The 23,237-nt window shown below is 54.9% G+C and carries 20 protein-coding genes; 12 read left to right on the forward strand and 8 right to left on the reverse strand.

Features of this window, described 5'->3' with window-relative positions; genetic code table 11:
* Positions 1 to 68 precede the first annotated feature (68 nt).
* Both PAE68_RS05260 and PAE68_RS05265 read right to left on the reverse strand, forming a co-directional pair.
* Positions 69 to 1,076 (reverse strand): S8 family peptidase, encoded by a 1,008-nt coding sequence (locus PAE68_RS05260; protein ID WP_281884788.1) that lies wholly within the window; start codon positions 1,074 to 1,076, stop codon positions 69 to 71.
* A 22-nt stretch (positions 1,077 to 1,098) separates the two neighbouring features.
* Positions 1,099 to 2,037 (reverse strand): endonuclease, encoded by a 939-nt coding sequence (locus tag PAE68_RS05265; RefSeq protein ID WP_281884791.1) that lies wholly within the window; start codon positions 2,035 to 2,037, stop codon positions 1,099 to 1,101.
* Positions 2,038 to 2,246: 209 nt separating this feature from the next.
* On the opposite strand from PAE68_RS05265, the gene PAE68_RS05270 reads away from it, so the two are divergent.
* From PAE68_RS05270 to PAE68_RS05285, 4 genes are all read left to right on the forward strand, one after another.
* Entirely contained in the window at positions 2,247 to 2,651 is a 405-nt protein-coding gene (locus PAE68_RS05270) for a hypothetical protein (protein WP_281884793.1), read from the forward strand.
* A 78-nt stretch (positions 2,652 to 2,729) separates the two neighbouring features.
* Complete coding sequence (locus PAE68_RS05275) at positions 2,730 to 3,059, forward strand: nucleoside triphosphate pyrophosphohydrolase (protein WP_281884795.1); 330 nt, start codon at positions 2,730 to 2,732, stop codon at positions 3,057 to 3,059.
* Positions 3,040 to 5,490: a DEAD/DEAH box helicase family protein gene (locus PAE68_RS05280; protein ID WP_281884797.1), complete on the forward strand. Its 2,451-nt coding sequence runs from the start codon at positions 3,040 to 3,042 to the stop codon at positions 5,488 to 5,490. The genes PAE68_RS05275 and PAE68_RS05280 overlap by 20 nt, the downstream gene beginning before the upstream one ends.
* 48 nt (positions 5,491 to 5,538) lie before the next feature.
* On the forward strand, positions 5,539 to 8,697 hold the full coding sequence (locus tag PAE68_RS05285; protein WP_281884800.1) for a DEAD/DEAH box helicase: 3,159 nt from the start codon (positions 5,539 to 5,541) through the stop codon (positions 8,695 to 8,697).
* Between the two features lie 79 nt (positions 8,698 to 8,776).
* Here the strand turns inward: PAE68_RS05285 and mutT are convergent, their stop codons facing one another.
* A complete protein-coding gene (gene mutT / locus PAE68_RS05290) occupies positions 8,777 to 9,178 on the reverse strand; it encodes an 8-oxo-dGTP diphosphatase MutT (RefSeq protein ID WP_281884802.1) in 402 nt (133 codons plus the stop codon).
* Between the two features lie 44 nt (positions 9,179 to 9,222).
* Between mutT and PAE68_RS05295 the strand changes: the two genes are divergently transcribed.
* Positions 9,223 to 10,059, forward strand: coding sequence for an Rpn family recombination-promoting nuclease/putative transposase (locus PAE68_RS05295; RefSeq protein WP_281890908.1), 837 nt, complete (start codon positions 9,223 to 9,225; stop codon positions 10,057 to 10,059).
* A gap of 176 nt (positions 10,060 to 10,235) precedes the next feature.
* Here PAE68_RS05295 and PAE68_RS05300 read toward each other — a convergent pair whose 3' ends face one another.
* Positions 10,236 to 11,504 (reverse strand): molybdopterin-dependent oxidoreductase, encoded by a 1,269-nt coding sequence (locus PAE68_RS05300; RefSeq protein WP_281884804.1) that lies wholly within the window; start codon positions 11,502 to 11,504, stop codon positions 10,236 to 10,238.
* Positions 11,501 to 12,085 carry a DM13 domain-containing protein gene (locus tag PAE68_RS05305; protein WP_281884806.1) on the reverse strand — a complete coding sequence of 195 codons (585 nt, stop codon included), beginning with the start codon at positions 12,083 to 12,085 and terminating at the stop codon, positions 11,501 to 11,503. Before PAE68_RS05305 ends, PAE68_RS05300 begins: the two co-directional genes overlap by 4 nt.
* Before the next feature lie 141 nt (positions 12,086 to 12,226).
* Between PAE68_RS05305 and PAE68_RS05310 the strand changes: the two genes are divergently transcribed.
* Complete coding sequence (locus PAE68_RS05310; RefSeq protein WP_281890910.1) at positions 12,227 to 12,592, forward strand: Uma2 family endonuclease; 366 nt, start codon at positions 12,227 to 12,229, stop codon at positions 12,590 to 12,592.
* 215 nt (positions 12,593 to 12,807) lie between these two features.
* The gene (locus PAE68_RS05315) at positions 12,808 to 12,951 is read left to right on the forward strand and encodes a hypothetical protein (protein ID WP_281884808.1); all 144 of its coding nucleotides are present in this window, start codon (positions 12,808 to 12,810) and stop codon (positions 12,949 to 12,951) included.
* 4 nt (positions 12,952 to 12,955) lie between these two features.
* On the opposite strand, the gene PAE68_RS05320 is transcribed toward PAE68_RS05315, so the two are convergent.
* Entirely contained in the window at positions 12,956 to 13,588 is a 633-nt protein-coding gene (locus PAE68_RS05320) for a hypothetical protein (RefSeq protein WP_281884810.1), read from the reverse strand.
* A gap of 371 nt (positions 13,589 to 13,959) precedes the next feature.
* Here PAE68_RS05320 and PAE68_RS05325 point away from each other — a divergent pair, with 371 nt between their 5' ends.
* Entirely contained in the window at positions 13,960 to 14,754 is a 795-nt protein-coding gene (locus tag PAE68_RS05325) for a DUF817 domain-containing protein (RefSeq protein ID WP_281884812.1), read from the forward strand.
* A 277-nt stretch (positions 14,755 to 15,031) separates the two neighbouring features.
* Here PAE68_RS05325 and PAE68_RS05330 read toward each other — a convergent pair whose 3' ends face one another.
* Both PAE68_RS05330 and PAE68_RS05335 read right to left on the reverse strand, forming a co-directional pair.
* Positions 15,032 to 16,063, reverse strand: coding sequence for a GGDEF domain-containing protein (locus PAE68_RS05330; RefSeq protein ID WP_281884814.1), 1,032 nt, complete (start codon positions 16,061 to 16,063; stop codon positions 15,032 to 15,034).
* 162 nt (positions 16,064 to 16,225) lie between these two features.
* Positions 16,226 to 16,384, reverse strand: a complete 159-nt coding sequence (locus tag PAE68_RS05335) for a hypothetical protein (protein WP_281884816.1) — start codon at positions 16,382 to 16,384, stop codon at positions 16,226 to 16,228.
* Between the two features lie 259 nt (positions 16,385 to 16,643).
* On the opposite strand from PAE68_RS05335, the gene rocD reads away from it, so the two are divergent.
* The 4 genes from rocD (at position 16,644) to PAE68_RS05355 (ending at position 23,204) form a co-directional block, all read left to right on the forward strand.
* A complete protein-coding gene (rocD, locus tag PAE68_RS05340) occupies positions 16,644 to 17,843 on the forward strand; it encodes an ornithine--oxo-acid transaminase (protein ID WP_281884818.1) in 1,200 nt (399 codons plus the stop codon).
* Between the two features lie 50 nt (positions 17,844 to 17,893).
* Positions 17,894 to 18,808: an arginase gene (gene rocF / locus PAE68_RS05345; RefSeq protein ID WP_281884820.1), complete on the forward strand. Its 915-nt coding sequence runs from the start codon at positions 17,894 to 17,896 to the stop codon at positions 18,806 to 18,808.
* Positions 18,809 to 18,943: 135 nt separating this feature from the next.
* Positions 18,944 to 19,042, forward strand: a complete 99-nt coding sequence (locus PAE68_RS05350) for a YjcZ family sporulation protein (RefSeq protein WP_281884822.1) — start codon at positions 18,944 to 18,946, stop codon at positions 19,040 to 19,042.
* Positions 19,043 to 19,268: 226 nt separating this feature from the next.
* Positions 19,269 to 23,204, forward strand: a complete 3,936-nt coding sequence (locus tag PAE68_RS05355; protein ID WP_281884824.1) for a fibronectin type III domain-containing protein — start codon at positions 19,269 to 19,271, stop codon at positions 23,202 to 23,204.
* The last annotated feature ends 33 nt before the right edge of the window (positions 23,205 to 23,237 follow it).

Raw genomic sequence — 23,237 nt, forward strand, 5'->3', positions numbered from 1 at the left:
GATATAGTACAAAATAACCCCTCACAGCATCGTGAGGGGTTGCATCTTAAGACGGAACGATACAACGATCAAGCCAGAATCGGATGATTGCGAACACGAACAGAGTCCGCTGTTACCGTAATGACATGATTCAGTTGTAGTAAGCCGCAGCCCTCAAGTCTAGGGTCTTCCCCAAGAGATACAGTCCGTTTAATGAGCTGAGCGTAGATCTCAGGCTCGGTGAACGTTCGATTATACTTCGACTCTAGCCAGTTGATCAACAGCGCTGCAGCACCTGCAACATGAGGGGCAGCCATCGAAGTTCCTTTTAACTTGGCATAAGATGGCTTGGTATAGGTGGACCAGATGTCATCTCCCGGTGCTACGAGATCAACCTGATCGTTAGTGTTGGTGAACGGCGGGAAGGTGCCGTCAAGACTTATGGCTCCTACACATACCGCCTCAGGATAGGCGCCTGGATACATAATCTCGTCATTGGCTGCACCAGAGCCTCTTCCCTCATTACCAGCGGCGCATACAACCAGAATGTCGTTCGCGACGGCCTCTTGAACCGCCTTATGGAGCTTCGGATCGTTGAATTCTCCGCCTAATGACATGTTTATCACTCGTACGCGCTGCTTACCATCTGCACCACCACGCCATTCCATGCAGTAGCGTATGGCGTCGATAATGCAGCTATTCGAGGCTCCGTAGCTAACATCCCCATTGGCATCTTTATACTCCTGCATCACTTTAACGATGAGTAGCTTGACCTTAGGCGCTACACCGACGACGCCTGCGCCGTTCTCTACTGCTGCAATAGTACCGGCTACATGGGTTCCATGCCCGTTCCTATCAGTTACATCTTGGGCACCGCCCTCCGTAGTAACAAAGTTGCGAGTATCGATAATGTTCGATTTCAAGTCGGTATGGTTCACGTCGCACCCGCTATCGATGACAGCTACTACAACGTCTTCGCCCTTGCGGCTCTGCGGCCATACCTCTTCAGCCTGGATCATCCGAACGCCGGCAGGCTTCTCATAGACGGATTGTTCTTGTGCAAGAACCTCAAAGCGTGGAATACGGTAATTGAGCATAGATTGAAGTCCCCCTTGTATGTTAGTGTAATTTCGAAAAAGCTGAGAAGTCGATCTGCTCGGCCAGCTCGGGCTTATCAATCAATGGATTGCGATTTCCTTGTATGCGGAATATCGTCTGGTTCCGGTGCTTCTCATAGAGCAGGTTGGGCGGGTGTTGGTTATGCCAGTCTAATAGTACCTGGACGTTAAACATGGTCTTATATTGCGAGAGAAGCTTGTCACCGTGTCGGAGCAAAAAGTAGAGCGTCGCTCTCGCGACGAGACCTTTACCATACTCCGGTTCAAACTCGCCCCCGGCAAGAGCATCGTTCCCAGTTTCTTTCCCACAATCGTGGCGAATGGTATCTCTCTGTAATGTACGCTCCGGATTATAGTCCGGATAGTCTTCATAACTCTTGTTCCCGCGATGAGTATTGCACGGTATTTCGCAGTAAAACAGGTGATGTAAATCGCCTCTCATCGGTTCTTGCTTGCCGTAATAAGACTGTGGAACTACGTGCTCGATATTGAGCGGATAATTCTCGATACCACTTGTGAGCTCTTGCATCGAGATTTGTTGCATGAACGCTTGATCACTCTTTAGCACTGTAAGGGGGTCTGCCTCCTTACCAGAGTACAAGCTGCGGAATGTACCATCCGGGTGTAGGTCGACCAAGGATTTGAGATGCTTGTCGCTTTCTCTACGGTAGCGTATCTCCGTATGGTGGGTTTCGGTTAATAGCCCCTTTAATGCTTGAAACAATTGCTTTGGGTTCTGGCTCGTCAGGTCAATGTTTCTGTAATAGTGAACAATATCGGATTCATCCTGCTTCGCATCGTAATAATCGAGGTCATTATCACGAAACCGCTGCAGATTAACCTCCAATGTGCTCTGGCTGTCGTTCATTGTGGCCATTAGGGTGCTTAGCTCTTCATTTTGAACGTGAGATGAATCTGTAGGTAACAATTCTCGGTCCATACTACTGTTCTAACCTCCTGAAAATGTGATTATTTGTCTCTGACGGTCATAATTTCTCCTTAACCTTCAAGGATATGCATGAGATACAATACTATTTTTACAAATATTGAAATTATTGTATTAACTGTCCGCTAGAACATACATTCCCTGACAACCATCTGTCCAAACCACAAGGTAATATAAGGGTATATATGGACATAGAGGAAAGGGTGTTACGTATGTTAGTCGAGCTGCTGCCGCTGCTGTTTCCAGCCTACCTGCTCACTGGAGCGTGGTATGGCTATACTAGAGTCTCTTATTACAAGCGTGTACTGGCGGAGAACCCGCAGCAACAGATTGAGGAGGAGATCGCTCGGCTAGAGCGCAGCCTATCCCGTATGAAAGAAAGTCCCCATCGGCATACGAAGCCTGTGCAGAGCTTGATCAAGCGATGCGAGCACAATCTGCAGGAGCTGAAGCAGCTGAAGCCAAGCTTCATGACAGGGCGCATCGAGCTCGTAGTGCTCATTCAACAGGGAATCCAGTTACTAGGCGAGCAATTCTGGGTCCGCACGTTTATCTATGAGCTGCTGTTCTGGCTGCCGTATAAGCTTTTTTTGTCCAAAGAGGAGTAAAGGTGTAAGTCAGTCTAGCAACGATATGATACAATTCCAATAGAATTCACTACTAGCTGCCAAAGGATGAACGAACTGATGCCCGTCTATAACAAGCTGGTCCGAGATCGAATACCCGAGGTCATCGAGGCAAGCGGCAAGCAATGCCGCACTCGGCTGCTCGAGGAAGCAGAGTACAAGCGCGAGCTGATCGCCAAGCTCCATGAGGAGCTTCAGGAATATACATCCGCACAGGAGTCGGAGCATGCGCTGGAGGAGCTGGCCGATCTCCTCGAGGTCATACGCGCGCTGTCTGAGGTACATGGCTCCACCTGGGAGCAGCTCGACGCGTTAAGACAACGAAAGGCGGACGCCCGTGGCGGCTTCCGGGACCGGGTGTACCTTATTGATGTCGAAGACCGCGCTTAACATTAAGCTCATCACCGAGAATCTGGCCGATGAGCTCATCAGCGGCATGCAGCATGCCTCCGGCATCTACATCATGACCTCGTTCGTCATGCAGTCGGGCGTACGTCTGCTGGCGCCTCACCTGAAGCGTGCAATCGAGCGCGGAGCCGAGGTCAAGGTGCTCGCTGGAGACTACCTGTTCGTCACCCAGCCCGAGGGGCTGCGTGCTCTATGTGCGATCGATGCACGGCTCGAGGCGAGGCTGTGGCGCAGCATGGGCACGTCGTTCCACCCGAAGGCGTACCTGTTCGACTACGACAATGGGGAAGGGCTGCTCATCGTCGGCTCGTCTAATTTTTCCATGTCGGCGATGCGGATGGGGATGGAATGGAACCTCGCAATGAATGCGAGGGCGGAGCCGTATACGTTCCAGGTCGCGCTGGAGAAGTTCATGCATAACTTCTACCACGAGTCGACGCTGCCGCTCAACGAGCACACGATCGCAAGCTACGAAGAGGAATATCGGACCTGTCATCGCCACAATCCCGAGCTCACCCGCATGATCACCGAGCTCGAGGAGGAGGAATACCAGACGGAGCGCGAAGGAGGCACGGTTGACGACACAGCTGACGCTACCGATACCGCCCCGATTGCGCCTCGCTTCGCCCAGATCGATGCGCTGGAGGCGCTCGAGCGAACGCTTGAGGAGGAATATGACAAGGCGATGGTCGTCATGGCGACCGGTCTTGGCAAGACGTACTTGGCTGGCTTCTTCGCCGAGCGGTTCGAGCGGGTGCTGTTCGTCGCGCATCGGGAGGAGATTCTGCACCAGGCGAAGCGGTCGTTCCAGCGTATTATGCCGGATCGCAGCCTCGGTCTCTATAACGGGACGGTCAAGGAGGGGGATGCCGACTGTGTGTTCGCTTCGATCTATACGCTCGGGATGAAAAAGCACCGCGAGTCGTTCGCCCCCGATCGGTTCGATCTGATCGTCGTCGACGAGTTCCATCATGCGGCTGCCTCGTCGTATCAATCGGTCATACGATACTTCCAGCCGACGTTCCTGCTCGGCATTACCGCGACACCCGATCGGATGGATGGCAAAGATGTGTACGCCCTCTGCGACGGCAATGTAGCGTACCAGATTCACTTCATCGAGGCGATTCGTCGCGGCTGGCTGTCGCCGTTCCACTATTACGGCGTGTACGACGATACCGATTATTCGTCGATCCGCTGGCTCGGCTCGCATTACGATGACGAGCAGCTCACCGCCGCCCAGCTGAAGCAGTCGCTGGCGGACAAGATCTATGGCGCATGGAGCGAGCATAAGCAGACACGGACGATTAGCTTCTGCTCGTCGATTCGGCAGGCGGATTTTTTGGCGGAATATTATGAAGAGAGAGGCGTTCGAGCCGTCAGTCTTCACTCCAGTACAGTCGGTGTAACGCGGGAGGAGGCGATCCAGCGGCTGACGAGCGGGGAGCTCGACGTCATCTTCACGGTCGATCTGTTCAATGAAGGAGTAGACATCCCGAGTGTCGATACGCTGCTGTTCGTTCGTCCGACCGAATCACTCACCGTGTTCACGCAGCAGGTCGGACGGGGACTTCGCTTGTTCGAGCAGAAGACGCACTGCACGATTATTGACCTGATCGGCAACTACCGAAATGCGGATGTGAAGCTGAGCTTGTTCTCGAGCGGCGCGGAGGCGAAGGGGAAGGCGGCCAAGGAGGCGGTGCTGCCTTCTGTACCGGCGGGCTGTGAGCTGAACCTGGAGACGGCGGTGATCAGTCTGCTGGACGAGCTTAGCCGCAAGAAGCTGCCGCACCGCGACAAGCTGCATCGGTCGTTCCTCGATGTGAAGCACGAGCTAGGACGTATTCCGACGTATCTGGAGCTGCATCTGTACGGCAGGTCGAACAGCTGGGAATACCGCAGCGAGTTCGGCTCGTATGCTGGTTTCCTTCACTGGGCGGAATGCTTAACCGAGGACGAGCAGGAGGCGTACTACGAGCACGAAGCTTGGCTGCGCGACGTCGAGAAGACGGTCATGACGAAGAGCTACAAGATGATCGTGCTCCTCTACATGGTGGAGCGGGGTCCGGAGCAGTGGTGGAGGCCGGTTACTCCGCTGGAGGTCGCGCCGTTCTTCCATCGCTATCTGACGGAGAAGGAGCATCGCAGACGGATCGATTTCTCCGATCAAGATTCGAGGAAGCTGTGGGACTATAACGAGGCTACCGTCAGCAAGCTCATCGCGCGCATGCCGATGACGAAGTGGGCCGAAGCCCGCGGAAGCATGTCGACCTTCGAGGATGGGGTATTCGGTCTGCGGCTTGAGCTGGCGCCTGAGCATCGTGCCATCGTGTACCAATGGACGAGGGACATCTGCCTATACCGGCTGCACGTGCATTACGAGCGCAAGGAGCAGAAGCAGGGGCTGCTGCAGTGACATGCAACGAATGAGCCCTGTTACGATTCGAGTAAAATGAGGTGTTCTATGAAGCAAGGATTGTACGAACAGATCATCAATACGGTGACGCGCAGTCAGCTGGCTGCGCTCGACCCAGCCCAGTACGACATCGGCATCGAGCCGCTCGATGCGGAGGAGGCGCGGAAGCAGCTGTCGAGATATCTCGCGTCAGTGACTCGAAGGGCGCTGAAGCTCATTCGTGAGCAGCACGGCGACGATGCGGATGCGCTGCTGCTGCAGGTGCGCGCGTGCAACGATATTATCGCGGTGCTGCGAAGTGCGCTAGGCTCGGAGGAGCTGCAGGAATGGCAGCTCGATGAGCGGGGCGAGGTGCTCACCTACATCTACGCGAAGCTGAACCATATACGCAGCGTCAAGGAGACGAAGGTGCTGCGGCCGGTGACGCCGCTGTCCCAGAGCTCGTTGTTCACCGGCTCGCAGGCGGAGCCGAACATGATGAGCGAGCTCAAGGCGGAGATTATGACGGCCGATCAGGTGGAGCTGCTCGTGTCGTTCATCAAGTGGAGCGGGCTGCGTTGTCTGATGGAGCAGCTGGACCATTTTACTTCACGTGGGGGAAGATTGCGGGTCATTACGACGACGTACATGGAGGCGACCGACTACAAGGCGGTCATGGAGCTGTGCCAGCTGCCGAACACCGAGGTGAAAATCTCGTACGACACGAACCGGACGCGGCTGCATGCGAAGGCGTACGTGTTCAAGCGGGATACCGGCTTCACGACGGCGTACGTCGGCTCCTCGAATCTGTCGAATCCGGCGCTGACGAGCGGGCTCGAATGGAACCTGAAGGTGACGGAGAAGGATGCCTACGATGTGCTGAAGAAGATCGAAGCGACGTTCGAGAGCTATTGGAACGACCGTGAGTTCAAGAGCTTCTCGGCTGCGGACGAGGAGCATCAGCAGCTGCTGAAGCAAGCGCTCGGCAAGAAGAAGGCGCAGGAGTCAGAGTCAGGCAAGCTCATCTTCTCGTTCAATCTGACGCCGTACGATTACCAGAAAGAAATTCTTGAGAAACTGGAGGCGGAGCGAGTTCTCTACGGCCGAACGCGCAACCTGCTGGTGGCGGCGACGGGCGTCGGCAAGACGGTCATCTCGGCGTTCGACTACAAGCGCTTCGCCGGGCGTCAGCAGAGGGCCCGTCTGCTGTTCGTTGCCCATCGCGAGGAGATTCTGAAGCAGAGTCTCGATACGTTCCGCTTCATTCTGAAGGATCTGAACTTCGGGGAGCTTCACGTCGGCAGTCATGAGGCAGATTCACTGGACCATCTGTTCATCAGCATCCAGAGCTTCAACACGCTCAGGCTGGCCGAGCGCACGACCGCGGATTATTATGACTACATCGTTGTCGATGAATTTCACCATGCCGCGGCGCCCTCGTACCAGAGGCTGCTGTCCCACTATGAGCCGCGCATTCTGCTCGGACTGACGGCGACGCCGGAGCGGATGGACGGCAAGAGCATTCTGCATCACTTCGACGATACGATCGCTGCGGAGATTCGGCTGACCGATGCGATCGATCGGAAGCTGCTCTGTCCGTTCCAATATTTCGGCGTGACGGACAGCGTCGATCTGACTCAGGTGAAGTGGTCGCGGCGAGGCTACGATCTGCAGGAGCTCGAGAACTTGTACACGCACAACAAAATTCGCGCCAGCCAAATCTTGAACAGTCTGAAGAAATATGTGACGGACCTCGACGAGGTGAAGGCGCTAGGCTTCTGCGTCAGCGTCGAGCATGCGCTCTATATGGCGAAGGTGTTCCAGGACGCAGGGATTGCGGCGATGGCGCTGCATGGCAAGTCGAGCGACGAGGAGCGCAGCACGGCGAAGGCTCGTCTTGTGATGGGTGAGATCAAGGTGATCTTCGTCGTCGATCTGTACAACGAAGGGGTCGACATTCCCGAGATCAACACGGTGCTGTTCCTGCGGCCTACGGAGAGCTTGACCGTGTTTCTGCAGCAGCTGGGGCGCGGGCTTCGATTGGCCGACGGCAAGGAATGCTTGACGGTGCTGGATTTCATCGGACAGGCGCATAAGGAGTACAGCTTCCAGGAGAAATTCCGGGCGCTGCTCGGCAAGACGAAGCATTCGGTGCAGCATTACGTCGAGCACGGATTCTCCAGTCTGCCGCGCGGCAGCTTCATCCAGCTGGAGAAGCAGGCGCAGGACTACATTCTGCGCAACCTGAAGCAGACGACGATCAACCGCAAGAGTCTCGTTAGCAAGCTGAAATATTTCGCTGACGACACAGGCCTAAGTGTCACACTGGATCACTTCACGCGGTACTACGGCATGAGTGTGCATGAGCTGTACGGCGGGCGTACGGGCAACCGGACGCTGCGCGGCCTGATGGCGGAGGCGGGCTTAATCGAGCCGTTCCACTTCGAGCATATGGATACGCTCGTGAAGCGGATGCCGGCCTTGCTGAGCATCAACTCGCGGAGATGGCTGCAATTTCTGATCGCGTATCTGGAGGAAGGGAGGCCGGTGCAGACCGAGGAGGAGCGTCTGATGCTGAACATGTTCTACTACACGTTCTACCGGTCCGAGCCGCACAAGCAAGGGTTCCGGGACGTGCAGCAGGCGGTGCAGACTATTACAGCATGTAAACCTTTCAGGGAAGAAATGATTGAGGTGCTTAAGTATAATGAAGCTCATCTTCGCTTCGTCGATCGCCGTAATGAGCTGCCATACGCCTGTCCGCTGGATCTACACTGCACGTATTCGACTGATCAGGTGCTCGCGGCGTTCGGCTATTGGAACGAGGAGAAGGCGCCGGCGTTCCGCGAGGGCGTGAAATATTTCGAGGACAAGGGGACCGACATCTTCTTCATCACGCTGCAGAAGTCGGACAAGGACTTCTCGCCGTCGACGCTGTACGAGGATTATGCGATCAATGAGCGACTGTTTCATTGGCAGACGCAGAGCCGCATCTCCGAGGAGACGAATACGGCGAGGCGGTACATCCGCCACAAGGAGACAGGCAACCGGATTCTGTTGTTCGTGAGGGAGTACAAGGAGGAGCACAGCTTCACGTCGCCGTTCACCTTCTTAGGAGAAGCGGAGTATGTGAGGCACTCGGGTAGCAAGCCGATGAGCTTCGTATGGAGGTTGAAGGAAGAGATGCCACCGGAGCTCGTGCCGGTGGCGAATAAGGCGATTGGGTAGATGGGGCTGGGCTGTGGCTGGCGCTGGCGCGTTGCTAGAAGCGGAAAGACGGCAGCTCAGACATTAACCCCTCATCCCTCTACCCGCCTGCTCGCTTCCTCAGCTCTTCGATCGTTGGCAGGTCGGCTGGCGCCCATTCCAAGGCGTCGAGCTCGTTGATCGAGAGCCAGACGAGCTTCTCATGCTCCTTCGGGATCGGCTCGCCGTTGATGATCGCAGCCTCGTAGGTGATGAGCCTGACGCGGACGGTCGGGTAATCGTGCGTAATGTCGGCGATGAGTGCCCCGACCTCGATGGTGCAATCGAGCTCCTCCTCGATTTCGCGGACGAGGCTTTGCTCCGGCGCTTCGCCGGGCTCGATCTTGCCTCCAGGGAATTCCCATAGTCCTGGAAGGGACATCTTATGCGAGCGAAGTGCGCAGAGCACTTCGTTCTTTGCGTTGTATATAACTGCTCCGACGACGTCGACTTGCTTCAGCATGGGGAGGCTCCTTTGGTATAAGAGTTGAAGGGTGTAGCTTGGAAGTGTATGTCAATCAGGATAGCAGCGGGGACGGGACAGGTCAAGCTGTTCCAGGAGCGCTCCGCTCTGAAATGTATCCATTCTATAATGGTGAATATGGTATAATGGTCTTGTTCGTGAATATACACGCCAAGACGGCGGACGGTAAGCTGGTAAATATCGAAATCCAGCTCTTCAACCGCTACGATATGGAGAAACGAACGCTCTATTACTGGAGCAAAATGTTCACCGCGCAGCTAACCGAGGGCAAGCCATACCGAGACCTGCGTAAGACGATTGCGATTAATATCGTGAACTTTGATTATATCGATAATGAACGATTCCATAACGTATTTCATTTGCGCGAAGACGAGACCGACGTCGTCCTGACCGACTTGATCGAGATTCATTTTTTGGAGCTGCCCAAGCTGGAGCAGGAGAGAGAAACGCTGAACAATAAGCTGGTGAAGTGGTTGCTTTTTCTCAAGGGAGTCCAAAAAGAACGATGGGGGGAATTGTCGATGAATGAACCGACACTGCGCAAAGCGATGGATACACTGGAATTTCTCAGTCAAGACCGAGAAGCGCGCCAGCTCTATGAAATGCGTCAGAAGGCACTGCATGACGAAGTGTCTATGATCCTAGGGGCAAAAGAAGAAGGCAGGGCACAAGGCAGAGCAGAAGGCAGAGCAGAAGGTAAGGAAGAAGGTAGGGAAGAGGGTAAGGAAGAAGGTAGTCGGGAACGAGCATTATCGGTTGCGAAAAACCTGTTGAGCATGGGCTTAAGTACGGAAATGATTATGCAGGCGACAGGCTTAACAAGACAGGAGATCGAGAAGTTAAACGATCAAGTTCATTGAGTTGCCACGTGCGTGTGAGCTACGTCGCTTTCACGAAAGAATTGGAGTGGAGGAGGTTATTTCCACCGCAGTGCTTATGCTGCGCGCTCTATGGCCACATACTCGGATACGGCAAGTGTATCTGAGTATGTGGTATTTCTTTATGCTTAGTAACATAGTGATAGCGAACATGTGTTCTAAATATTCTTCAATCGCTCTGGCACCCACGCATCCTTCTCGTAGCCGCGCTTTTGCCAGTAGCCGACGTGGTCGTGGTCGAGTAGCTCGATCGTATCGAGCCACTTGACGGACTTGTACGCATACATGTCCGGTACGATGAGGCGCACGGGACCGCCGAGCTGGTTCGGCAGCGGCTGACCGTCGAGCAGGAAGGCAGCCATGACGCCATCGGCCTGGGCCTGCTCCAGCGTCAGAGAGTCGGTATAGACGCCATCGCCGGAGTAGAACTTGACGAACTGTGTCTCCGGCTTCACACCGGCCAGCTCCAACAGCCGCGTCAGCGGAATGCCCTCCCACGTGCAGTCGAGCACCGACCATCCGGTGACGCAGTGGAAGTCGATCACACGTACTTCTCGTTGCAGCTGCAGGAAGTCGTCCCAGCCCAGCGACAGCTCCTTGTCGACCAGTCCCGTGACCCGGAACCGCCAATCCGTCGATTGGAAGGAGGGGATGGACGTTACCGTATAGACACGGAATTGTCCCCGATAGCCGCCGCCGATCGGCGGGCTCGACTCGGGTAGAGGGAGCGGCGCAGGCAGCATCTGGTTGGCGTCGATCATCATGTCCTGAATCGGGACGGTCGCTCCGCCGAATAGACTCGGACTGGACTTGACCCAGCGCCAGAACGGGGGACCTACGAGCAGCAGCAGACCAGCACCGAGCACGCCGCGCACGAACGATCGACGCGTGTAGAACGGAGGAGCCTCGGAGGGGGCTGGACGAGTACGTAAAGAAGCTTCTTGCGATGGCGCCTTGCTCGCATCCTTGAGCCGCTTCAGCATGCGGCTACGGGAGAACGAATGATACACAATTAATGGAATGCCGATCCACGTCAGCACGTCGTGCAGCAACAGGGAAGCGGATGTCCATTCCGGGGGCAGGCTCCGCACCGCTGTAAGTCCATAGCCGCTGACCGTCCAGCCGATGAGAAGTGCCAGTACGAGCATCAGATTGAGCAGCTGAGGCTTGCTGGTGCGCAGCTGCTTGATATGCCTGAGCATATAAGGCATATAGAGCAGGAGCAGGAGGGTGGAGAGGATGCCTGCTCCGATATGAGCGGCCTTCACTATCGGCCGCACGCTTATTCCCGCGAGGTCACCGCGCAGGCCGGGAACGAACAGCAGTATGCCTGTAACCGCGAGCACGAGGACGGTCCAGCCGTTCCACGCGTGCAAGAGCCGCAGCTTGCGTCCGAGCTTCAGCTCCTTCCAGGGCTGCAGCTTCATGCAGCCTCACCCTTTGCTGCAGGCTTCAAGGCCGCATAGCCAAAATCGACATGAAACGCACGGCAATAGATGACCACGGTGTCGTTCTGAGTAAGATCAAGTCCATCCGGCAGCTCGTAATTGTGACTGCCTGTATTGCCCTTCAGCTGACCGAGGCTAATCCCTTCGCTAGTCTTCTGATCGCCCTTCTTCACATAGACGAACAGATCGGGACCATTCGTAGCATCAAGCGACTCGAGTCGAAGATAGCTTTTCCCGTCCGCGACTACTGTGTACACTTTGCCTTGGGCATAATGTCCGGGATCGCCGTCCACGAAGCTTCCTTCATAACGCGTCGGTACGTCCTCACTTGCTGCAGCTGGTGTCGCATCTGGCTTCGGGACGACGGCAGCCGCTTCCTCCTTCGTAGCCGATGGAGGCTGCTGACCGGGCTGTTCCGAGGCGTTGCTGGATACTCTCGTACTTGATGAGGCCGGCAGCGCTTCTTCAACATGCTTACTGATTAAGAGAGGGGAGCCGAGCCACCAGCCGATCCCGATGACGACAATGAGGCTGATGATGCCTATTGTTTTTTTGACCATACTCACTTCTACCTCCTGACAGCTATTGTAGTGTGTGCGACATGGATAAGTTCTCCTCATCTCATTGTATCAGCTGAGGTGGTTTGGAGGAAATGGAAGAGCAAACCTAGCCGTGTTATTATGAGGGCAGAGGTGATACACATGCTTGATGAGCTGGAGACCGATGAGCGGTATGAGCTTTGGGGTGGTGTGAAGCAGATGATGACACCTAGAGGGACGGAACATGCGTACATTTTGTCCAACTTGAACGGATTGATCTATTCCTTCGTCAAGATAAGAGGGTTAGGCAAGTTGTTCGCTAACAACACCGCACTCTATCTTCATGGGGATGTCACCTGTAAGGACTATCGATTAGCGGACCTTTCCTTTGTTAGCAAGGAGAGGCTTGATCGAGTGCAGGCACGAGGCATCTATGGTCCTCCCGATCTGGTCGTCGAGATTGTGTCCCCTGGACGACGGAATGCAGAGCGTGATCTAGTGGAGAAATTCTCGATCTATGAGCGGTAGGGGGTTCAAGAGTATTGGATCATTACTCCATACATTGAGGATATTAAGCTGTACGGACTTCATGATCAGAAGTATCGTCTATTGAATGCTTCAGAGGTGCTGCATGGTATTGTCTTGAAGCATGAGGATGTATTCGAATAATGTTGTAACTAACCCGCTAGCATCCACATAGGAAGCAGGCGGGTTATTGCTGTAATGAGGAGGCTGATATCTTTATGAAGCAGCGGGTGTGGCTCATGGCAGCAGCATTCTTGTTCTGTATCGTGCTGATCCTTTTCATTGACTTGTTCACTATTCTGTCCACGACATTGCTGCAGCAGTTATATGCCATCATGTCATACAACTCTAAGAATCGCTAATGAGCTAAGGCAATTGGATTAATATTCCCTTAACGTACCTGTAATGTACCGAAGTGTCCGTCAGAAAGTCACCAGCTTGAATGACAGGCTGATCGTTCTCCAGCATAAGTCGGGTGTAAGGTATGCCTGTTCTTCCGCTTTGCGAATTCATGTTGCTCACCTCAAGCTGTTCATTCGTCGATCGAAAAATGGCTAGATCTGGTGGGTTGTTGTGTACACCTTCAAATACGGCAACGAGCTCAGTCAGACCGTCTCCATCCAGATCGAGGAGCCTGGGACGACCGATCACTTGCCAAGTCAGTAGCTTACCGTCAGCCTCGTCATATCCAATCAGGTGCCAGGTCGTGAACGAAGTCCCCAGACCTGCTATAATCCTAACATCGTTGACTCCCGAAGTATACGGAGGCTTCAAGAGCTCTACAGCAACCTCGTCAAGACCATAGGACGCTGCAACATCCCCGAGCTCGTACAGTCGTCCCTTGTGCTCCAGATAAACATACGCTTCACCTGCACGCCCGACATTGCCTTTCTCAACAAAGAAATGAGCCTCAATAGGCGCGTCAGCGGCATCGCTTAACACGACAGATTTCACGTGGTCCCAGTCTGGCTTCGGCTGGCCTTCCGTAAGAGCTTGCATGGTGACAGGCTGAAAGGTTAACGAAATCGCTTCTTCCGCGCGCTCGCTTGGAGCTTCTGGATGCGGAGCGGGGAGGACATGGTGACGTTCTTGCGGTTCAGGAGAAGGTGAGTGCGAGACTGCACAGGCGCCAAGGATGGCTGCCATGGACCACACCGTGAGGGTAGCCAGGCAGGAGGTTCTGATCAACAGGTTCATGGGATAACCGTCCCTTATACGAGTATGTTACCTCTAATACATAGAAATAATGATCAGCACTTACATCTCTTATCATTGTAAATGGTTGTCATGCTATTGTTCAATCCTATATGCTATACCTACGAACATGATATATATAGAATAATCCCTCTTACATAGAAAGGAAGTCGAAGATGAACGTCATACGTCAGCTCGTTCGGTTCGGCATGGCGCAGGCACTCTCCTGCGTATTCCCTGTCGTCATCTTCGGGGCGCTCGCCGTCACGAAGCTGCTGCCGCTGCCGTGGCTGCCGCGGTACGACTGGCTGCTGCTGATCTGCCTCGCGATGCAGGTGTGGATGGTGCGCTCGGGACTTGAGACGCGGGATGAGCTGAAGGTCATCACCGTATTCCATATCATTGGCCTTGCGCTTGAGTGGTTCAAGGTGCACATGGGCTCCTGGTCGTATCCGGAGGAAGGCTTCACCAAGGTGCTCGGCGTTCCGCTCTACAGCGGCTTCATGTACGCGAGCGTGGCGAGCTACTTGTGTCAGGCGTGGCGCAGGTTGAACGTAGAGCTCATCAGGTGGCCCACGCTGTGGCTGGTCGTGCCGCTGGCCGCTGCGATTTACATGAATTTCTTCACCCATCATTACTGGCTCGATCTGCGCTGGTGGCTGTCCGCCCTCGTGGTGGTCGTGTTCTGGCGAACGTGGGTTACGTATGAGGTGGGCACGACGAGATACCGCATGCCGCTCGTGCTGTCCTACGTCTTGATTGGCTTCTTCATCTGGATCGCGGAAAATATCGCCACCTTCTTCGGCGCTTGGCAGTACCCTGACCAGCAGGCCGCCTGGCGTCTCGTTCACCTCGGTAAGCTCAGCTCGTGGCTGCTGCTCGTCATCGTCAGCTTCCTGATCGTAGCGTCGCTGAAGCTCGTGAAGCAGCGTGGCAATGAACAGGAACAAGGTCATTCTTTACCTTATTAATCGTTCATGCTGTGAATAGCTAATGAGCTGAATCAAGGAGAAGAACGGCAAGATGCGTCTTGACGGTACGGACCGACAATATATCCATCAATAATCTTACTTATAATGTAAAAAAGAGCCTCTGACACTCAGGTCAGAGGCTCTTGAGCTTGCTCGAAGCTCGGATCGATGTCAGAGGTGTCAGAGCTGTCAGTGGCTAGACTTCGCGATGCCGCGCCGTCTGCCAGGACGATAAGACAAGGCGGGCTGGGATGCTCGATTCCTGCTCTCACAGCCTCTATGCCAGCTGCACCCGGTTGCGTCCCAGATGCTTCGCCTCGTACAGCGCTTCGTCAGCTTGGTGGAGCAGCTCTTCCTTCGACTGGCCGCGGTACGGACAGACGCCGAAGCTCATCGTCACCGAGAAGGGCTGGCCGTCCGCATCGAAGCGAAGCTGCGCGATGCGCTCCCTCAGCTCCTCGAGCCGAGCGGCCACCTTGGCGGTGTCTTGATCATAGACGAGCAACGCGAATTCTTCACCGCCGTAGCGGTACGCGCTGCCGATCGGCGGGCAGAAGTGCGTATCGAGCGTCGCAGCGACCTCCTTCAATACGAGATCGCCAGTCTGATGCCCGTAGCGGTCATTGACCGACTTGAAGTAATCGATATCGGCCATGACGACAACGAGCCGCTTCGACTTGTGCAAGGAATCCGATAATGATTCCTGGAAGCAGCGGTGGTTGTACAGGCCGGTGAGGTAGTCCTTCTTCGCGAGCTGCTCATAGAAGCTTTTCTCGCTCAAGTGCTTCCGCTCCCGCGCTACGATGACCCCGCCTAATCCACCGACGAACAACAGGTAGATGTAGTTCATTACATGATACGGAAGCGGATGTACAGGCAGAAGTGCTCCCGATATGGCGAGGATGCCGGTGTAGCCAGCTGCGAGCAGCACAGCCAAATAAAGACCGCCCCGCACGCCCCAATAGACAGAAGCATGCAGCACGATTAGATAGCTGATCGGGAACAGCGGGCTGCCCGCCCAGCCGGTCAAGCTCATGATCGACAAGACCGCAACGAGGTCGAACACAATTCCAAGACGGGTGATGACATAGTAGGTGCGGCTATGGAGAGGCGACCGCCATAGGACGAGCTGGGCAGTGGCCATATAGGCAAGCCCGAACCCGGCCAGAGCCCAGAAGTAAGGCAGGGTCTCCACCGTTTCGTAATATGCTAAGTACATCCAGATGCAAGCGAATAGAAAGAACCAGCGAAGCAACGAGAACAGTGCCTCAAGGAACTGGTCACTCTTAGGTGTAGCGTTCATTTTCATAGTAGGACCCCCTAGTTGGCAGGGAAGAATTGGACTTTAATTTCATTATACAACATAGGGACATTTATACCACGGTTAATTTTTGAGGTGGAGAAGGACAGCTCGAATGACAAGAATGGCCGACCGATTGTCGGTCGACCATGTCCTTGTATCATATGCGGATTAACGAAGGAAGTACCACCAGTATGCCATTTCACACGTTTCAGCCATTCCTTTAGGCACATAGCCGTAATACATGGCATCGGCCTCTGCCGGAGTGAGTATACCCGAGCCTACCGCGACGACTGCTGCGACTGCACCGATCATCATTAGCTTTTTCATGAAACAAACATCCTCCTTAAGGTTCTGTAGTTATCGATTGCTTCGTGTGGCTTTCGATGAAGTTATTATCGCACGGATGAATGATACATTCTGTATCACATAACACGAAGTAACGGTGAAGTTTGACACGTTCGGAACAGCTTGCACCAACAGAAGCGGACAGGAATATATTACATGTATAATAGTCGAAAAAATCAGAAAATTATCGCTATTTGCGAATCGTTTCTTGATATAATGGAGGCAAAGGGAGGCTGATCCGATGAAAACATCCAATGAGCTGATCCAACTAACGAATCAGTACGGTGCTGCCAATTATTATCCGCTTCCGATCGTGATCGTGAAGGGGGAAGGTGTGTGGGTGGAGGATGTGGATGGCAAGCGTTACATCGACATGCTTAGCTCCTATTCAGCGCTTAATCATGGACATCGGCATCCTGCGATCCTGCAGGCATTGCTCGAGCAGGCCGGCAAGGTCACGCTGACCTCAAGAGCGTTTCACCATGAGCATCTGGGTGAGCTGTACGAATGTCTTCATCGACTCACGGGTAAAAGCCGCTTCCTCCCGATGAACACAGGAGCGGAGGCGGTGGAGACCGCGATCAAGGCGGCGCGGCGGTGGGCGTACCGGGTGAAGGGCGTGCCGAGCAATGAGGCGGAGATTATCGTATGCTCGAACAATTTTCACGGACGGACGACGACGATCACGTCATTCTCGACAAGCGCTGCGTACAAGGACGGCTTCGGTCCGTTCACGCCGGGGTTCACCGTCATTCCGTTCGGCGATGCCGAGGCGCTGCGCCAGGCGATCACGCCGAATACGGCAGCGTTCCTGGTGGAGCCGATCCAGGGGGAAGCGGGCATCGTGCTGCCGCCGGACGGCTACCTGCAGCAGGCGGCGCGCATCTGCAAGGACAACCGCGTGCTGCTGCTGGCCGATGAGATTCAGACAGGGCTTGGTCGTACCGGTGCACCGTTCGCCTGCGATCATGAGGGCGTCGTGCCCGATATGTATATCTTGGGCAAATCGCTCGGTGGCGGCGTCATGCCTGTGTCGATGGTCGCCGCAGACGACGAGGTGATGCAGGTGTTCGATCCGGGCTCCCACGGCTCGACGTTCGGGGGGAATCCGCTTGCGAGCGCGGTCGCTATTGCCGCGTTGAAGGTGTACGAGAATGAGCGGCTGGCTGACCGTTCCCGCACGCTCGGTGAGTATTTGATGGAGCGGCTGCAGGTGCTGACGAGTGTGGAGCGGGTGAAGGACATCCGCGGTCGCGGGCTGTTCGTCGGCATCGAGCTGACCTGCAAGGCGAGGCCTTACTGCGAGCGGCTAATGGAGCTGGGTCTGCTGTGCAAGGAGACACACGACACGACGATTCGTCTTGCGCCTCCATTGACGATCACGCAGGAGGAGCTGGACTACGCGATTGAACGAATCGTGAAGGTGCTTCGTGAGGAATAACGTTGTCATGCAATCATAAGGCTGTGCCTACAACAAGGAGGATGAGGACGATGAATCCAAGCCGTAACCGACATATCAGCGTACTCGGCGTACCGATGGATCTGGGCGCTGACCGACGCGGCGTTGACATGGGACCGAGCGCCATTCGTTGCGCAGGTCTCGAGCAGCGGCTGGAGGCGCTTGGCTACACGGTGCACGATGAAGGCGACTTGACGGTGCGCCGAGCCCGCATCCTGCCGACTCCCGGTACGAACCTGAAATATTTATACGAGATTGCCCGCGTGAACGGCGAGCTGTGTGAGCAGGTGTCTGGCATCGTGACGGCCGGACGGTTCCCGCTCATCATCGGCGGTGATCACAGCATCGCGGTCGGCACGCTCGCCGGTCTGACGTCACATTACGGGAAGCTAGGCGTCATCTGGTACGATACGCACGGTGACGTCAACACGGCCGAGACGTCGCCTTCCGGCAACATCCACGGGATGGCGCTCGCCATCGCACTCGGCTGCGGGCACGAGCTGCTCACGTCAATCGGCGGACCGGATCGCTCGCGCATTCACCCCGAGAATGTCGTCATTATCGGGGCGCGGTCGCTCGACGAGGGCGAGAAGCTGTTCCTGCGCAAGCTGGGCATACGGGTATTCACCATGCATGAGATCGACCGCATCGGCATGGCGAGCGTCATGGAGCAGGCGCTGCGCATTGTGACCAGCGGGACGGACGGTGTGCATCTGAGCCTTGATCTTGACGCGCTCGATCCGTCGTTCGCTCCGGGCGTCGGCACGCCGGTGCCAGGCGGGCTCAGCTTCCGCGAGAGCCAGCTTGCGATGGAGATGATCGCCGAGGCGAACGTGCTCGTTGGCGCCGAATTCGTCGAGGTGAATCCGATCCTCGACCATCTGAATTCGACAGCCAAGGTTGCGGTCGAGCTGGCCGGCTCGCTGTTCGGCGAGACGATATTGTGAGGAGCGCTTATTTACCGCTCACCTGGGCCACTGACCATTTTGCAAGCTGACGTGACGCTCGCCCATCCCACTTGCGTCCTTCCGACATAAGATATAGCGTAAGACAACAAAACAACTTCGAGGAGGACGATATTCATGGCATACGCAGCGGGCGCAGGTGTTTGGACTTCCACAGGTGCAATTCTGGTTCTCTTCATCCTGCTTGTCATCATCAGCCGTTCGTTCCTGTACTAATTGCAACGAGGCAGCCTGATGGCTGCCTTACTTACATATATTTGCATTTTACAGCTAACACCTAGTCCTTGTGTATGGAGGATTGGGTGTTTTTTTGTATGCAAAAGTGAACAAATCTTGAATTAACACAACCTCTCATGTATTTAGCCCATCCCACCTTTATTTATGACTGCGCTATCATTATAGGATGTAAAGCGCTTTCAATAATGAGGCTGGGGGAGTGAGCATGATCTACAAGCAAGTCAAGAAAGGTTGGAGCATCGTCTTGTGCACGGTGTTGGCAGCTACAGTCGCGACACCTACGGCTCTTGCGGTCGATTACAAGAGCTATCAAGGGTTCACAACGGATACCACTCCGGTAATGCCCGCACAAGAGCAGCATCCGAGTTTATGGTTCCGTTCGAACGAACAGGCGGCCGTGTATGCTAAGCGAACAGCAGATGACTATGCAGCTTCGCTATGGAGCTCAATTAACTCGAGTAAATATTTAACCGCAGATTTGCCAGCGGTACCAGGCTGTACGTTCAGTAGCTCTATCCATTCGTATTATGGGGATATGGCACGTATCGCCAAGTACAACGCCTTCATGTACACAATGGAAGGCAGTTTGGTACATAAGCAGCGTGCGGTAGATGCATTGAAGCGTGCGTATGACGGTCCGATCTATACCTGTGCTGAGATTGAGCCTACGATATCAAGCTCTCCGATCGATGAGACATATCGCGCGAACTGGGCGCAGAACTTCGCTGCGGCCTACGACTGGATGCAGCCGCATCTCGATCCGGCGGACGACGCGATGATCCGGGATAGACTCGCATTCGAAGCACAGACGCTCTATGAGAATATCTGGATTCGCGTAGACGGTGTGAACGACCGCGGCTGGGGCCCGCGTCCGCACAATCATCGCTCGAAGCCAGCTTGGGGTCTCGGCTCGCTCGCGCTCGTGCTGTCCGATTACAGCAAGTCGGGCATGAACACGCCGAAGGATTGGCTGAAGGAGGCGCTGGAGGCAGCGAACTCGAACCTGAGCTACTTCTTCAGTAAGGACGGCATTTATCGGGAAGGGTCGCAATATTATATCTACTCGCATATTAACTTCTTGCCGTTCATGTACCACTACAAGAACGTCTCGGGCGTGGACCAGTTCCGCACCTACAAGCCGGCGTTCATCTGGGAGTTCAATATCGCGAACAACAAGGGCTGGCTGCCGAACTTCGCAGACTCCTACATTCGCCATAACTTCCTTCAGATGGTCGCAGGCCAGTACATGACCAATGAGGACACGACTCCGCTGCATAGCTCGGCTAAGTGGGGCAATCTGTTCCAGTGGCGCTATGCGACGACCGATAAGACGCCTTGGGGCGGCGAATTCGGTAACAATACCGGCGCCAGCTACGACGACACGATGGACCTGGATAAATATTTGACGTACGCGCCCAATGTAGCTCCGATTGCGCCTGAAGGCTCGGGTACCCAGTTCTTCAACGAGGGCGGACAGACGATCTTCCGGAACAACTGGAACGTGAACGATCCATCGAGCCGTTATCTGCTATTCCATGGCGTAGCCGAAGCGGATAACCATAACAACTTTGACCATCTCAGCTATATCATCCACGCGGAAAATCAGATGATGGCGAGCGACTCCGGCTATTCTCGCTCTGCTTATGGAGATGCGGTGCGCAGATCGTGGTACCGGACGAGCGACGCGCACAACACGGCGACACTCGACGGGAAGTGGCCGGTTGATTTTGCGGAGAGCCAGACGCCGCCTTCGACCTACAGCATCGATACGGACTTCTTCGACTTCCAGCAGAAGTCGGCGCGGTTCATTAACATTCAGAACGATACGACCAAGGGCGAGAATCCACTGCTGTATCCTCCGGACAGCGAGAGCCTCGGGTATATCGATCGCTCGATTGCGTTCCCAGCTCAAGAATACTTCGTCGTGGCGGATCAGCTGCGCAGCAAGGACGGCACTCCGCGTGATTTCAAGGTGAACATTCACGGCGGTAAGGGCACGATGAGCGGCGAAGGAAACTCGCGGGTATGGGTGTATCCGAACAGCGTGTACGGCTCGGCCTCCAAGTTTGCTGCATGGGTACTTGGCGATCAAGTAACCTTGACCGATCATGAAGGCGAGATTTCGTACGTGAAGGACGATTACACGGTGCACGGCTATGTGAAGGCAGGCAAGCAAGCAGCCGAGGCGAGCCTCCTGCAAATTCTTGTTCCGCTTTCTATAACGGAAGAGCTTCCGGAAGTTACCAACCTGAGTGATGCACAGCGTGCTGGAGGTACAGTTCAGAAGGATGGACACCTCGATACGTACTTGCTGCAGCAGCAATCCGCTTCTGTACAGGTTGGACATGTGACGAGCGATGCGACGTTCGCCTATGTGCGCGATGCTGGTCCAGTGGAGCAGTACATGATTCGTGAGGCGACGGGATTGACGTACCGCGGCACACAGCTGGCGCAAGCCTCGTCTCCAGTGACGCTGACGATGAATGTAAACGATCGTTCGCGCCACAACGGTCATGTGTTCGTGCCGGCAGGTGGCTCGGAGCTGAGTCTGCGAGTGCCATTCGGTAAGAAAGCACAGCAGCTGACCGTGAACGGTGCTCCGGCTACTTTCACCGAGACTGGCGGTTACGTGCGCGTGCAGCTTGCACAAGGTGAGACCACGATCGAGGTGCAGTATACGGATGCAGCGATCGTCGATACGACAGCGCCAGGCGCTATTCAAGATGTAGCAGCAGCCTCCATCTCCTCCAGTCAGGCTGAGCTTAGCTGGACAGCTCCGGGCAATGATGGCAATGTGGGGAAAGCAGACTATTACGACGTGCGCTACGATACGAAGCCGATTACAGCAGACAGCTGGAATGAAGCGAAACGCGCATCGGGAGAGCCAACACCGGCTGTACCGGGCACGAATCAAGCGATGACGCTCAGTGGCTTGTATCCGAATACAACCTATTATGTAGCGATGAAGGCAGGAGACGAATCCGGCAATGTAGCGGCCTTGTCGAATGTGGTCACGGTTGTGATGCCGCAGGTGGCGGATACGATTGCGCCAGCAGGCATTACGGATATGGTTGCGACGGCTGTCAGTCCATATTCAATCAAGCTGGATTGGACCTCGACCGGCGATGACGGTTATGTAGGCACAGCGACTTCGTATGAGATTCGCTACAGCACAAGTCCGATGACAGAGGACAGCTTCGAATCGGCTCTGCTTGTGAATAACAGCATTACGCCTCAAGCCGTCGGTCATGCCGAAACGCACACGATCGAGGGGCTGCTGCCGGGACGTACCTATTTTGTAGGGATGAAATCGGAGGATGAGGCTGGCAATCGCTCGAAGCTGTCGAATCAGAAGCTTGTTACGATGCCAGATGATGCATCTACAGAGAAGCTCACCATTGTCTCGGTGACAGCTGATGAGCATGACGGCAACGTGCCGGCGAATGTAGCGGACGGCGACCTGTCGACGCGCTGGTCGTCACAAAGCCAAGGTGCCCTCGGCAGCCGCACCGCGCAGCGGCTGGATCTTGATCTAGGCTCCATCCGCAGTCTGAGTCATATGAAGATCGCTTACCATAGCGGTAACGTTCGTAAGTCCTACTTCAGTGTAGAAGTGTCCTCGGATGGTCAAGTGTGGAGTCCGGTGCTGACACAGGTAGAGACGAGCGGGATGACCTTGGGCTTCGAGACTTATGAGCTGCAATCGACGAATGCCAGATACGTGCGCTTGCTCGGCTATGGTAACTCGTCCAGTGGCTGGAACAGTATCGGAGAGATTGAAGTATACGGTACATCCGCAGCCAACTTGCCGCCAGTAACGGTCGGAGAGCTGTCGATTGTGGATAAGGATGGGAAGACAGTGACGCAATGGACGTCTTCCAGCGAAGTGAAAGCACATTATACCATCACGAACAACAGCGAGGACTCGAAGCCTGTGACGGCCATTGTCGTGCTCCAGGATCAGAATGGACGTACGGTGCATCTGTCTGCGGTGAAGAGTGAGCTGCAGGGATGGGAGACTCATGATTACACAGCAAGCTTGAGACTGCCGGAAGCTGTTGAAGGCTTGCAGCTGAAGGTGCTCGTATGGAATGATCTGAAAAGCATGCAGCCGTTAGCAGAGGCGATGGTGCGCCCATGAGCTCGAAGCAACGGAGAAGCTGGCTGAAGCAGC

The sequence above is a fragment of the Paenibacillus sp. YYML68 genome (genome assembly GCF_027923405.1).
Classification (GTDB): Bacteria; Bacillota; Bacilli; order Paenibacillales; family NBRC-103111; genus Paenibacillus_G.

Excerpts from the sequence above, each read along its gene's own strand:
- PAE68_RS05260 (WP_281884788.1), bottom strand. The coding sequence starts at position 1,076 with ATGCTCAATTACCGTATTCCACGCTTTGAGGTTCTTGCACAAGAACAA.
- PAE68_RS05265 (WP_281884791.1), bottom strand. The coding sequence starts at position 2,037 with ATGGACCGAGAATTGTTACCTACAGATTCATCTCACGTTCAAAATGAA.
- PAE68_RS05275 (WP_281884795.1), top strand. The coding sequence starts at position 2,730 with ATGCCCGTCTATAACAAGCTGGTCCGAGATCGAATACCCGAGGTCATC.
- PAE68_RS05280 (WP_281884797.1), top strand. The coding sequence starts at position 3,040 with ATGTCGAAGACCGCGCTTAACATTAAGCTCATCACCGAGAATCTGGCC.
- PAE68_RS05285 (WP_281884800.1), top strand. The coding sequence starts at position 5,539 with ATGAAGCAAGGATTGTACGAACAGATCATCAATACGGTGACGCGCAGT.
- mutT (WP_281884802.1), bottom strand. The coding sequence starts at position 9,178 with ATGCTGAAGCAAGTCGACGTCGTCGGAGCAGTTATATACAACGCAAAG.
- PAE68_RS05300 (WP_281884804.1), bottom strand. The coding sequence starts at position 11,504 with ATGAAGCTGCAGCCCTGGAAGGAGCTGAAGCTCGGACGCAAGCTGCGG.
- PAE68_RS05305 (WP_281884806.1), bottom strand. The coding sequence starts at position 12,085 with ATGGTCAAAAAAACAATAGGCATCATCAGCCTCATTGTCGTCATCGGG.
- PAE68_RS05310 (WP_281890910.1), top strand. The coding sequence starts at position 12,227 with ATGCTTGATGAGCTGGAGACCGATGAGCGGTATGAGCTTTGGGGTGGT.
- PAE68_RS05315 (WP_281884808.1), top strand. The coding sequence starts at position 12,808 with ATGAAGCAGCGGGTGTGGCTCATGGCAGCAGCATTCTTGTTCTGTATC.
- PAE68_RS05320 (WP_281884810.1), bottom strand. The coding sequence starts at position 13,588 with ATGCAAGCTCTTACGGAAGGCCAGCCGAAGCCAGACTGGGACCACGTG.
- PAE68_RS05325 (WP_281884812.1), top strand. The coding sequence starts at position 13,960 with ATGAACGTCATACGTCAGCTCGTTCGGTTCGGCATGGCGCAGGCACTC.
- PAE68_RS05330 (WP_281884814.1), bottom strand. The coding sequence starts at position 16,063 with ATGAAAATGAACGCTACACCTAAGAGTGACCAGTTCCTTGAGGCACTG.
- PAE68_RS05335 (WP_281884816.1), bottom strand. The coding sequence starts at position 16,384 with ATGAAAAAGCTAATGATGATCGGTGCAGTCGCAGCAGTCGTCGCGGTA.
- rocD (WP_281884818.1), top strand. The coding sequence starts at position 16,644 with ATGAAAACATCCAATGAGCTGATCCAACTAACGAATCAGTACGGTGCT.
- rocF (WP_281884820.1), top strand. The coding sequence starts at position 17,894 with ATGAATCCAAGCCGTAACCGACATATCAGCGTACTCGGCGTACCGATG.
- PAE68_RS05350 (WP_281884822.1), top strand. The coding sequence starts at position 18,944 with ATGGCATACGCAGCGGGCGCAGGTGTTTGGACTTCCACAGGTGCAATT.
- PAE68_RS05355 (WP_281884824.1), top strand. The coding sequence starts at position 19,269 with ATGATCTACAAGCAAGTCAAGAAAGGTTGGAGCATCGTCTTGTGCACG.